This window comes from Methylophaga thiooxydans DMS010, from assembly GCF_000156355.1.
Lineage (GTDB): Bacteria > Pseudomonadota > Gammaproteobacteria > Nitrosococcales > Methylophagaceae > Methylophaga > Methylophaga thiooxydans.
Genome location: NZ_GG657899.1, coordinates 102,598 through 113,862, shown reverse-complemented (window position 1 = coordinate 113,862; position 11,265 = coordinate 102,598). Strand labels below are relative to the sequence as shown.

The 11,265-nt window shown below is 46.8% G+C and carries 12 protein-coding genes; 2 read left to right on the top strand and 10 right to left on the bottom strand.

Annotation, left to right across the window (positions count from 1 at the left end):
* Both MDMS009_RS09370 and MDMS009_RS09365 read left to right on the top strand, forming a co-directional pair.
* Positions 1 to 1,175, top strand: a 1,175-nt coding sequence (locus MDMS009_RS09370; RefSeq protein WP_237700510.1) for a permease, incomplete at its 5' end; no start/stop codon positions are given.
* A gap of 198 nt (positions 1,176 to 1,373) precedes the next feature.
* Positions 1,374 to 1,946: a Tll0287-like domain-containing protein gene (locus MDMS009_RS09365; protein WP_008291415.1), complete on the top strand. Its 573-nt coding sequence runs from the start codon at positions 1,374 to 1,376 to the stop codon at positions 1,944 to 1,946.
* Between the two features lie 11 nt (positions 1,947 to 1,957).
* Here the strand turns inward: MDMS009_RS09365 and MDMS009_RS09360 are convergent, their stop codons facing one another.
* The 10 genes from MDMS009_RS09360 to MDMS009_RS09315 form a co-directional block, all read right to left on the bottom strand.
* Positions 1,958 to 2,155, bottom strand: a complete 198-nt coding sequence (locus MDMS009_RS09360; protein WP_008291609.1) for a winged helix-turn-helix domain-containing protein — start codon at positions 2,153 to 2,155, stop codon at positions 1,958 to 1,960.
* Between the two features lie 141 nt (positions 2,156 to 2,296).
* Positions 2,297 to 3,466: a pyridoxal phosphate-dependent aminotransferase gene (locus MDMS009_RS09355; protein ID WP_008291727.1), complete on the bottom strand. Its 1,170-nt coding sequence runs from the start codon at positions 3,464 to 3,466 to the stop codon at positions 2,297 to 2,299.
* Entirely contained in the window at positions 3,463 to 5,604 is a 2,142-nt protein-coding gene (gene ovoA, locus MDMS009_RS09350; RefSeq protein WP_008291601.1) for a 5-histidylcysteine sulfoxide synthase, read from the bottom strand. The genes MDMS009_RS09355 and ovoA overlap by 4 nt, the downstream gene beginning before the upstream one ends.
* Before the next feature lie 75 nt (positions 5,605 to 5,679).
* Positions 5,680 to 6,249 (bottom strand): class II aldolase/adducin family protein, encoded by a 570-nt coding sequence (locus tag MDMS009_RS09345; protein WP_008291422.1) that lies wholly within the window; start codon positions 6,247 to 6,249, stop codon positions 5,680 to 5,682.
* Positions 6,233 to 7,462 carry a tetratricopeptide repeat protein gene (locus MDMS009_RS09340; RefSeq protein ID WP_008291619.1) on the bottom strand — a complete coding sequence of 410 codons (1,230 nt, stop codon included), beginning with the start codon at positions 7,460 to 7,462 and terminating at the stop codon, positions 6,233 to 6,235. Before MDMS009_RS09340 ends, MDMS009_RS09345 begins: the two co-directional genes overlap by 17 nt.
* Positions 7,459 to 8,118: an energy transducer TonB gene (locus tag MDMS009_RS09335; RefSeq protein ID WP_008291603.1), complete on the bottom strand. Its 660-nt coding sequence runs from the start codon at positions 8,116 to 8,118 to the stop codon at positions 7,459 to 7,461. The genes MDMS009_RS09340 and MDMS009_RS09335 overlap by 4 nt, the downstream gene beginning before the upstream one ends.
* 12 nt (positions 8,119 to 8,130) lie before the next feature.
* Complete coding sequence (locus MDMS009_RS09330) at positions 8,131 to 8,538, bottom strand: ExbD/TolR family protein (RefSeq protein ID WP_008291710.1); 408 nt, start codon at positions 8,536 to 8,538, stop codon at positions 8,131 to 8,133.
* Between the two features lie 9 nt (positions 8,539 to 8,547).
* The gene (locus MDMS009_RS09325; protein ID WP_008291757.1) at positions 8,548 to 9,072 is read right to left on the bottom strand and encodes a MotA/TolQ/ExbB proton channel family protein; all 525 of its coding nucleotides are present in this window, start codon (positions 9,070 to 9,072) and stop codon (positions 8,548 to 8,550) included.
* The gene (locus tag MDMS009_RS09320) at positions 9,056 to 10,411 is read right to left on the bottom strand and encodes a MotA/TolQ/ExbB proton channel family protein (RefSeq protein ID WP_008291443.1); all 1,356 of its coding nucleotides are present in this window, start codon (positions 10,409 to 10,411) and stop codon (positions 9,056 to 9,058) included. Before MDMS009_RS09320 ends, MDMS009_RS09325 begins: the two co-directional genes overlap by 17 nt.
* Complete coding sequence (locus MDMS009_RS09315) at positions 10,408 to 11,181, bottom strand: DUF3450 domain-containing protein (protein ID WP_043888145.1); 774 nt, start codon at positions 11,179 to 11,181, stop codon at positions 10,408 to 10,410. Before MDMS009_RS09315 ends, MDMS009_RS09320 begins: the two co-directional genes overlap by 4 nt.
* Positions 11,182 to 11,265: the final 84 nt, after the last annotated feature.

The window sequence follows — 11,265 nt, the reverse complement described above, 5'->3', positions numbered from 1 at the left end:
CTATCCTTCCAGTCATTATTTCGACATTACTAGAATTACAGGATAAAAGAATGTCTCAACAATTCAATGATACATTAAGTATGTTCGCTTTCCTCGCCATCGAGCTATCCGTTCTGTTTATCGGTATAAGTGTGCTTGTTGGTGCACTACAGCGTCATATTCCAGCATCAAAAGTAGAAGCATTATTACACTCCCGTCGACGTTCAAGTTACTTTCTTGCCGCGGGCCTAGGCGCCATCACACCATTTTGTAGCTGCTCGACTATCCCCATGCTGAAAGGCCTCATCCGTGCTCGCGCTGGTTTCGGTCCAATGATGGTATTTTTACTTGCCTCCCCCTTACTGAATCCCATTATTGTTGCCCTGCTGATTGCAACGTTTGGCTTTAAACTGACTGCAATATATGTCTTTTCTGCTCTTATCGTATCTTTGGTTGCAGGCTGGTTGTTTCATGCTTTGGGCTTAGAACGGTTTGTGCGTCAAAATGAAACTCACTCTCGCTGTGGCAGCTCCGTTTCAGATCAGAATACAGGCTCGTCGTGCTCTGTAGTAAAGCCTGCTCAACCTGAACCAGAACGCTGTTGCGACACCCCGGCGGACAGAATAGTGAACACAACAACACAGACTACATCTGAGGGCTGCTGTGGCAGTTCAGCAGATAAGACAGTGGCCGATAGCATACAAGATCCCATGCAGGCAGAGCCTCAGGGGTGTTCTGACAATACGCACTCCGTTCAAGCTAAGCCAGCAGCGTCAAGCACAGTCAGAGAAAAATATCGTGGCCTGTGGCGTGAAGCATGGTCAGACTTTAAAAATGTTCTGCCTTACCTGTTAATTGGCGTTTCGATTGGCAGTATTATTTATGGTTATGTTCCTATTGGGCTACTGCAACAATACGCTGGGGGAAACAACCCTTTTGCGATTCCTGTCGCGGCGGTGATTGGTATTCCGCTCTATATTCGTGCTGAAGCGGTGATACCTTTGGCGGGGGTGTTGATGAGTAAAGGTGTCGGCGCTGGGGTTGTGCTGGCGTTAATTATTGGCAGTGCAGGCGCCAGCCTGACGGAGCTTATTTTGCTGCGATCATTATTCAAAACCCCATTATTATTGGCTTTTGTTAGCGTCATTATCAGCATGGCAATCATCGCCGGTTTTGTTGCCTTTGTTTTTTTGTAATCTGTGTTTCCTTGCATACCCCTCCCCCACCTCTGGCATGACTGATTCACACAAGCCCTGTTGCGACACGTTTCTCACATTTCCAGCAGACAATGCTTCTCAGCACAAAAAACAGGTGATAATGTGGTCATTAGACAGTCTCAGTTATTTAACCGTTGAGGTTTAACGCTGAAACCTCACTGAACCGGGGATGCAAAAATGAAAACCGTCACGCTTATGATCAGCCTGTTGTGTGTCTGTGCGAGTAGCTCCGCCGCACAGCTTTCAGAACAGCAACAATTTGAAAAAGAAGCTCAGGTTGCGATCAAGGAATTTGCCTCAAGTCTCAAAACAGCATTGCTCTCGGCCATGCAGGATGGAGGACCGATTGAAGCCGTTGCTGTCTGCAACCTCATTGCGCCGACGCTAGCTGCTGAAATGTCGAAAAAACATGGCATGGAAATCGGCCGAACTAGCCTGAAAGTGCGTAACCCGTCGAATGAAGCCGATGAGTGGGAAACATCAGTGATGCAGCAATTCGAAACACGCTTAAGCTCAGGAGAGGCGATTCAAAGTCTGGCGTTTAGTGAAAAAGTCGACACCGATACCGGTCAACAATGGCGCATGATGAAGGCGATACCGACCGATAAAGTCTGCTTATCCTGTCATGGCACAAAGATCGCCCCGCCGATTCAGGCCAAACTGGATAAATACTACCCTGATGATATGGCAACAGGATTCAAGCTACGTGATATCCGCGGCGCCTTCACCGTCAGCAAAGAAATCGATTAATCAAATCGGGTTTATTTCAGCCCGATAAGCTCGGTACGCCCTTTTGTCTCAAAGCTAAGCTTACCTTCTTTCGATAACCAGCCAATCGCGCGGTGTAGTACTTTGCTATCCAGTCCTGTCTCTTTGCCGATTTTACTGGCAGACGCCGTACCATTTTGCTCCAGATATTCCCAAACTGTACCTGCCGCAGTTCCGATTGCATCAGTCATGGTCATTTTCCCTCAATAAGATGAATTGCATCCATAAATTGGCAAGGTCTATGCCAATTTTAGCGCCATGGTATCTGCCGTATTTTGCGAATTAATGACAACTTTCTGCACTTTTTCAGCGCAAAGAAGAATATTATGCACTCAAAACGCTTTTCTCAGCGCTGAAGCAATTTGCTGCATGGCCTGTTCAACCTGCTGTTGTGGTGTACCTATATTCATTCGCATAAAACCACCACCGCAATCACCAAACACATAACCGGGGTTCATTCCGACCCCAGCTTCATCGATGAAAAAACGTCGTAAGGCTTGATTATCCAGTCCCAGATCACGACAGTCGAACCATAACAAATAAGTACCTTCGGGCTGAATCAGCGACATTTGGGGTATTTCGCTTGCCACAAAGTCAGCTACCCACTGCAGCGAATTGGCTAAATATCGCATCAAGTCATCAAGCCATACTTCACCATGTTGATAAGCCGCCTCAAAGGCAGTGATACTAAACGGGTTGGCGGCACTCACATGCCAGCTATCAAATACCTGATTAATCTGTTTGCGTTGCTGCTTATCAGGCACAACTAATGTAGATAGCCCCATGCCCAGGATATTAAAGGTTTTACTAGGGGCTATTGCTGTGATGATATTGACTGAATCTGTCATCTCGGCAAGTGGCAAATGACGTTGCCCCGGGTAAATCAAATCCGCATGGATTTCATCAGAAATAATCGTAATGTGATACCGCTCGGCTATGTCCAGTAATGCTTGCAACTCATCACTACGCCATACCCGTCCCACAGGATTATGCGGTGAACACAATAACAACAACTTTGCGCCTTGTTTGGCACATTCTTCAAAATGATTCAGATCGAATGAATACTCGCCATCCTGTAATTGCAGCGGATTCAAAACCAGTTCACGCCCAGTTTGTGTCACGGCTGAAAAAAATGGGAAATAAACGGGGGGTTGCACAATGACTTTTGCATTGGGTTCAGTCAATGCTTGTATTGCCGCATGAAGTGATGGCACGACACCAGGACACATCATGATCTCAGTGTGTTTTATCTCCCAGCCATATCGCCTGTGGCACCAGTCAATCATCGATTGATACAAGCTATCGGGATACATGGTGTAACCGTAGAGAGGGTGTTGAGCACGCTGCACCAAAGCATCAGTCACTGCTTGCGGGGCAGCAAAGTCCATATCTGCCACCCACATCGGCATGACATCGACACGACCAAAATAGGCTTGTCGCGCATCGAATTTGAGACTGTTAGAACCGCTTCTATCTATCCGTTTGTTAAAGTCGACTGTCATGTCTTACGTTTCCAGACCGTCACTTCCGATAATGTATGCTGGAATTTACGGCTGGTTTCACGAATCACAAAAGGCACTGATTCAGGCCCACGCACTAAATCGAAATGTGGCTCCAGCAGCGCTTTTAAGCCGTCTAAAGTCGTAAAGCTTTCACCATCTTTTTTGAACCCGCCCAACCATTGCGCTGGTTCTGTATGCGCTTCCAACCACGTGTAAGGTGATGCCAGTAACAACATACCGCCACTGTTCAAACGCTCATGAATCGTTTTCAAAAACTGTGCGGGTTTATATAAACGGTCAATCAAGTTTGCTGCCAAGATCAAATCGTAGCCAGTGTAAATGGACTTCAAATTGCAGGCATCGCCCTGCATAAATTCGACTTTCTCAGCGACCTTATCCAAGCCTAGTTGATCCAAGCGGCGCTCTTCATAGTGAACCAGTTCACCTTCATCAGTAATGGTATAGCGCACCACACCTTGCTGCGCCATTTGTACCCCGAGGTTAATTAAGCGCGCAGAAAAATCCACACCGGTCACATGGTCAAAATGCTTGGCTAATTCAAAACTAGCGCGCCCCACGGCACAGCCAATGTCCAGAGCTTTACCTTTTTTGTGCTCGCCCATTTGCTCTACTGCTAGCGAGGCTAATGTCTGGGGGAAATTGGGTACATCAAAATAGCTATCACCGTAATGAAACTCGGCATATTGCGAAAGCATAGAATCTGTCTCGTAATTCGAGCCATGCTCTTCGACTTCGGCATCCGAAACAACATAACGAAATCCGGCGTGTTGAAAGAAATGACGACGGAATGCATAACGTGCCGTGCGGCGTGTTTCATTACCACAAGAAATCCACGAGCCCCCTTTGATTAAATTATGACGCCCATCAAACGTCGGTGTCGTAAAGTCATCATAAATCGGGTGCACTTTAAACCCATCAAAAGGATAGGTTGGCGTTTCAACCCACTGCCAAACATTGCCGACAACATCGAATAAGTCGCCATGTTTGAATTCGTTAACCGGACAAGAGGAGGCGGCATAATCAAGATGAATATTAGCGGCAGCCTGCTCTTCAGCGATCTCTTCAACACCCGCATGGTCATAGAGACGGTACCACTCATCTTCTGTGGGCAAACGTACTGACTCTCCGGTTTGTTTTGCTTTCCATTCACAGAAGGCTTTGGCTTCATGATAGTTAACATCAACAGGCCAATCCCAGGGCATTGCTATGCATTCAGTCATCAACCTTAACTGCCAGCCCTGCTTGGTTTTCAGCCAAAAAGTGGGGTGTTCTGCTTGGGTAAACTGTCGCCATTCCAGACCTTCTGGCTGCCAGTAACTATCAGTTTGATAACCGTCATTTTCGACAAATGCCAAAAACTCCTGGTTACTGACTAAAAATTTTGAAGCCTGAAAGTTATCAATCTCAGCCTCGTGTTGGCCATATTCATTATCCCAGCCGTAGGTAGTGTCAGCGTAGTCTTTTCCAATGCTGACTTTGCCTGCGGGAATTGTTACTAAGCTGTTTTGTGGCGCCGCTGACGATTTAGTAAAAGGCTGCCACTTAGGATGAGTCTTTATCCACTCTAGTTGTTGCTGGCGAATCAACACCGACGACGTTTCCAGGTGAATTTGTTCATGTTCGATACCCATCAAGATGGCCCACCAAGGATTATCCCAATCGATGGGCAGTTTAAGTGGCGCTTTTTGGATAACTTTGTTGATCATTGTTTTGACTTGCTGACGATACGCTTTCACTTCTTCTACAGCAGGCCAGTCATAATGTTCATCGTTGAGATCGTCCCAGCTCATCTCATCGACCCCCACCGCAAACATTGACTCAAACTTGGGATTGATGCGTTTATCAATCAATCCAGCCAGCAACATCTTGTTCACAAAAAATGTTGCGGTGTGACCAAAATAGAAAATCAAAGGGTGACGCAGTGGAATCGACTTTTGATAAAAACCTTGATCGGATTTTAAGACTTCAAATAACGATTCATAACGTTCAAAAGTGAAGTTGAAATAATCTGCAATTTCCTGACGTTTTGCGGTGGAATCTTTACCATCCAAAATGGGGGTGCGAAGGTAAAGTGCATTGCCTGATGCGTGTTTTTTTAATGCATTCTCAGCAGTCATATTCCTACTCCATCTTTTTTGTTTGAGCCTTTATGACTATTCAAGCGTGAAATTGTTGCGAAATAATGGCGACTCTTATAGCTGCCGAGCCAACCAAGCCATTTTCGCAGACAGCTCCAATGAGCAACTCCATTTATACGCCAGATTAATAGTCTCTGCACAGGCGTAGACACCATGACCACAAACCACCGCTACCTTATGTTTTTGCAGTTGCCGGGCAATGGCTGCTGGCGACTTTTCTACATATTCCGGATAGGGAATTTGCACAACCGGTACAACCGGAAAGTAAAGTTGGCCTTCAAAATCGACCGGTTCGAAGTTGTTCCCGTTTAAGGTTATCGCGACCACATGCGGACCATGGCTATGAAATACGGCCCGTGCGTCTGGGTTTTGACGGTAAACTTCGATGTGCAGCGGTGCATCAAGCGAGGCTCCCACCTCGGTAGTACCATCAAGCTGGCAACAGATAAGATCGTCTACAGTTAAGGTATCAGCACAGCAGCCGGTCGGTGTTACCCAGACCTCATCATGCCAGCGAAAAGAGGCGTTGCCACTATGTGAGTCATTACAACCATACTGGCGAAGCCACAAATAGTGCTGAACCAGTTCTTGTTTGAGCTGTTGTCGATCAGGAATCCTGTTCATTTTCAGCCCTCTTCAATTGGTCGTCGATATGCCGTATCCATTGTCCTGCTTGATTACTCTGCTGCTCAAAGGCAATCGCTTTACTAAACGCCGTTTTCGCCTGAGGTAGTTGCTCCAGATTAAAAAAAGCGGTACCCATCAATACGTAAACGCGACCAAGATCGTTTCCTTTCAGCAAGGCTTGGCTTTGCTCTAAAACCGACACAGCATGTTGCCACTGCTCCATACCGATGTATAGATGGCCGAGCTTCAGGTGTGTTTTCCCAGTGTTATCCATCGGCAGCATTTTTTGTAAGCTTTGTGCCGCCAACTCATCTTCTCGTGCCGCTAACCAACTTTGTGACAGTTTTTCCATGTTATCGAAATTATTTTTGATAACGCCCTTATCCATGGCCTGTTGTAACAATTGACCCGATTTATAAGGAATTCTTAAATAGCGGTACATATCCGCCAAATTAATTAAGGTTTGGGGATCTCCCAAGTCCAGTCGATCAGCAAGCATACGTACCGCTAAAGAAGTGAACTCTTTATCTTGCTCCATGTAGAGAGCAGCCAGCTGCTCCCAATAAACTTTCTGATAAGGGTAAAGTGTAATTAAGGTTTCTAGCACCTGAATCGCAGATTTATATTGCTTGAGTGACATATGAGATGACAGCAATAAGCGATACCAATCTTCTTTAGGATCGGCATCATTTCGAATCGCACGCCGGATATATTCAATGACCTTGGTATGGTTCTCAATGCGATAATTAGCCGTTGCAAGCAAGACAAACACATCGTTATCAGCTTGCGTTTCGCTCTGCAGCCAACTCTCCATCAAACCAATGCCTTTTTTGTACTGGCCATCAGCAATCAATAGCTGCGCCAGGTTGTAGCGCAGATTGTGAGTCACGTCGTCCGGTAAGGCATCGGCATCCAGCGCTTTTTGGAAAGCCTCGGCAGCTTTGTCATATTGGCCGCGTTCTGAATACAAGTAGGCAATCGTTTGCTGAACCACAGCACGGTCATAACTTCCCGTTTCAGTCTGTGCCAACAAATTATCTAAAGCGCGTCCCGCTTCTGTGTATTTTTCGGCATCCAGCAGCGCTTGTGCTTTACTGAGAGATTTGTAGGTTTTTTCTGTCAGCAAGTACTCATCCGCGGCTAAAACACCCGCCTGAAAACTGACCAGCAGAAAAAATAGGGAAACAAAGACAAATGGCTTTTTTATCATCGTGATAATTTAAACTCAATTTCTTGTGTGGCTTGTCTTTCGACAGGCTGACCGTCGAGCAGTTTCGGTTTAAATTTCCATTTTAGAACAGCCGCGAGCGCTTCATCATTGAAAACATTCGCAGGCTTGGCATCAACGACTCTGGGATCGCGAACTGTACCGTCTTTGGTGATGATGAAGGTGACTGTGACAACCCCTTCAACCCCTCTGCGCGCAGCAACACGCGGATATTTCGGTGGAATACGCACCAACGGTACCACTTCATTATCAATGATTGGCCCTTCGACTGTCGCGGGTGCAGGTGAGGCTTTTGGTGCTTTAGCAAAATCACCTAAGTAAGGAACACCGGTGATATTCATCGGCACATCAATCCGTGGCACATCCAGCTTAGGCGTGGGTGCTTTCGGTTTATTTGTTTGCGGTGTTGGCGTTGCCGGTGGTGGCGGTGGCTCTTCCGGCGGCGGTGGCTTTTTAGGCAACTCACGTTTTTTTGTTTCTGGCTGTTCTTGCTCACGTTTCAAACGCACAAAATCAAGCAAACGAATATCTTCAGTGACCCGTCTATCCACACCCTGACTGTTGGTCATGTGATGCATTAGCATGAACAAGCCAAAGTTGACGACTAGCGCCAGAATGATGCCTATCACTATCCGCATTAATGGCCGCCGTTAATCCCGCTCTGCAGCAATCGAAACATTCGACACACCAGCAAGACGAGCCTGATCCATAACTTCTATCAACAAACCTGTTTTAGCCTCTTCATCGGCCAAGATAATAACTGAACCTTCTGGATTTTCCGCGTGCATACGTTCAACATTAGCGCGAACTGCCCGACGATCAATTTGACGTTTATCCATCCAGATTTCGCCATTGGCTTTAATTGAAACAAGAATATTGGCTCGCTCTTTTTTCACCGCCGTTTTTGCTGTAGGACGGTTTACATCAACACCCGTCTCTTTGACGAACGAAGTCGTCACAATGAAAAAGATGAGCAGAATAAACACCATATCGATTAATGGCGTCATATTAATTTCTGCAATGCCGCCACTTTGACGACGGGAATGTCGGTTTCTCATCTTGCTCCCCTACTCCCTGCGCAGCGCATCAGCGACATTATCGACTTTACGCGATACTGTTTGCGTCAGTTGAGTACTGAAATAAAGGCCGGACAATGCCGTTAATAAGCCGCCCATCGTGGTGATCAAAGCCACTGATATACCGCCAGCCATGCCACGCGTATTTCCTGTGCCAAACACGGTCATCACATCAAATACCTGAATCATGCCATTGACCGTGCCCAACAAACCAAGCATCGGCAACGCTGCTGTCAAAGTTCGAATCGACATCAAATAGCGTTGTAGTGACACACGATTCTTGGCAATCATGCCCTGACGGATTTGCTGCGCATACCAACTGGTACGATCCTGGCGCTGCTGCCATTCATCAATCATGCTTTTGACCGAACGTGGATGCTGGATATAAACAAAGAGATAACGCTCAATGATCAACGACCACATCAGAATCGATACCAGCAAGATAAGCCATAGCACAAAGCCACCGCTTTCCATCAATAGCTGAATACGAAACAGACTATCAGTCAGACTGTCCATGCTGCTTTTCCGCGTTGCGTGCAACGATAGCTGCACTTTCTTCATCCAGAATTTGTATCAGACGATTAGATTTGCTGGATAGTCCACTGTGAATCAACAAGAGTGGAATTGCGACCGCCAGCCCTAACTCTGTCGTCACCAAGGCCTGAGAAATACCGCCAGACATGAGCTTGGGATCACCGGTACCAAACAAGGTAATCGCTTGGAAGGTTTCGATCATGCCTGACACCGTTCCCAACAAGCCTAACATCGGCGCGATCGCCGCCAGAATCGCTAGTGTTATCAAGCCACGCTCGAGCCGAGGTGTTTCTCGCAGAATGGCTTCATCCAACTTGAGTGACAGCGTTTCCACATCCTGAGCTAATTTTGCGTTGTACACCGACAAAATTCTGCCTAAAGGATTATTCTGGCTGGCTTCATCTTGTTTCTGCTGCTTGGCAACACCCCGGCCAGCACGCAGTAAGGATAAGAATTGTAAGATAGCAACTAATAGCCCCACAGCACCCAACACCAGAATGATATAGCCAATCCAGCCACCTTGTTCTATTCGCTCTTTCATTGTCGGCGTTTGCACCAATAGCGCCATAATCGCACCACGGGTTGGATCGACCACCGCCAGCACAGACTCACCTGCATCTGTCTGTGCGAACTTGTTCATTTGATTGCGTAAGCGCTCAACAGGCTGTCTTGCCAACTCAACCAAATTTCCGGTTTCTGACAAATAACGTAAAAACTTGCCATTAGAAAACGCCGTAAAGACACCAATACGTGTCACCTCACGGTCTTCCACAGCACCCGTGACACTGATAACAGGCGCTGTAAACTGCTCGACTTTGCCTGATTCAGTCATCTCTTCCTGCAGTGTCAGCCAGAGTTTTCGCAACTCTTCTATCGTCGGTTGTTCTTTACTGTCACTTAGTTTGCTTAGAAACTCGACCCGTTCTGGCTTTTGCACGGTTGTCATAGAGCTTTCCAGTACACCGCGGCTATCATTAGCTACTTGTCGCACCGTGCCAAATAATTCCCCCAACGAACCCGACTTTTCTGATAACAAGCTTTCCTGTTCAGCCAGGCCTTGTTCAAAATCATTAAATGCTTGGTTTAGTTGAGTAGTGCGTTGCTCTTCAAGTTGCAGTTGGCGGCGTGCTTCTTCTAGTAACTGTGCTTGCTTGTCATGCGCTTCTACAAACTCAGCTTCACGCAGTTTATTTTGCTGCTGCTCCAAGACGCGTTCACGCTTAACTTGATCCAGCAACTCATCCAGATTCGCCGGTTTTTCTGCCGCCAGCAACGGCATCGACAAAGCGACCATCAAAAACAAGGAAATCAGCGCTTTCATTGCTCACCTCCTGTTGTATTAACGGGTAACACGAGTAGATCAGGCGGTAGTTGCTTACGTGCCACTTTCAGACCGTCTGCAATCGCTTGCAGCTGGCTGCTTGGTAAGCTCTGCCACTGTTGTGTTTGTTGGTTCCAGATACCGGCTTGCAAACCATCTAGGGTCAGGTAATACAAACTGACGCGCCCGATACGTAAAAAATCAACCGTACGCTCATCGTCTTCCTGAGTCAGCTCAGCTTGGTAGGCTTCAATCGTGCGGCCATATTGAGTTTCAACCTGATAGGCTTCCATAATACGGCGATATTTTTCTGACAATGACACATCTGCTCGTCCCATCATTGTCTTTAACGCCACAATGCGGTTAGTACGTTCTTCTTGTAGAAACGGCACATCAAGCGACACAAACTGCTCCAGTACCTCAATCATCTTGAGCATCAGCGGCACAATATCGCGCTGTGTCGTTTCAATATTCTTCAATTGTTGTCTGATTGAGTCGAGCTCTGCTTTTTGCGAGTCGACTAGATTGTCGAGTTGGTCGTTGTAGGCTCTCAGGCTTTGGGTCTGACGCAAAACATCCCGATACTCAGCCAACATTTCTGTCGTTTCGTCAGCAAGGTTATCGATGTTTTCCTGAGATTTCTGAGCAGCCACATCAGTCTGAACCTGCATGTCGATCGCTTCGTCCAAAGGCCCCGCATTGACTATTAACGGAAGGGCAAGTACGAGCGAGAAACGCCAACCCCATTTCCTCATCTGCTTTGCGTGCATAGATTCAAGATTCCATTTTGCCAACAGTTTGGCATTCAACAAAAAAATATCATCTTAACAAGAGAACACAGGAGGGGAAACGCT

Coding starts and splice junctions, on each gene's coding strand:
- MDMS009_RS09355 (WP_008291727.1), bottom strand. CDS start 3,466: ATGACAGTCGACTTTAACAAACGGATAGATAGAAGCGGTTCTAACAGT.
- MDMS009_RS09320 (WP_008291443.1), bottom strand. CDS start 10,411: ATGAAAGCGCTGATTTCCTTGTTTTTGATGGTCGCTTTGTCGATGCCG.
- MDMS009_RS09335 (WP_008291603.1), bottom strand. CDS start 8,118: ATGCGGATAGTGATAGGCATCATTCTGGCGCTAGTCGTCAACTTTGGC.
- MDMS009_RS09360 (WP_008291609.1), bottom strand. CDS start 2,155: ATGACTGATGCAATCGGAACTGCGGCAGGTACAGTTTGGGAATATCTG.
- MDMS009_RS09345 (WP_008291422.1), bottom strand. CDS start 6,249: ATGAACAGGATTCCTGATCGACAACAGCTCAAACAAGAACTGGTTCAG.
- ovoA (WP_008291601.1), bottom strand. CDS start 5,604: ATGACTGCTGAGAATGCATTAAAAAAACACGCATCAGGCAATGCACTT.
- MDMS009_RS09340 (WP_008291619.1), bottom strand. CDS start 7,462: ATGATAAAAAAGCCATTTGTCTTTGTTTCCCTATTTTTTCTGCTGGTC.
- MDMS009_RS09365 (WP_008291415.1), top strand. CDS start 1,374: ATGAAAACCGTCACGCTTATGATCAGCCTGTTGTGTGTCTGTGCGAGT.
- MDMS009_RS09315 (WP_043888145.1), bottom strand. CDS start 11,181: ATGCACGCAAAGCAGATGAGGAAATGGGGTTGGCGTTTCTCGCTCGTA.
- MDMS009_RS09325 (WP_008291757.1), bottom strand. CDS start 9,072: ATGGACAGTCTGACTGATAGTCTGTTTCGTATTCAGCTATTGATGGAA.
- MDMS009_RS09330 (WP_008291710.1), bottom strand. CDS start 8,538: ATGAGAAACCGACATTCCCGTCGTCAAAGTGGCGGCATTGCAGAAATT.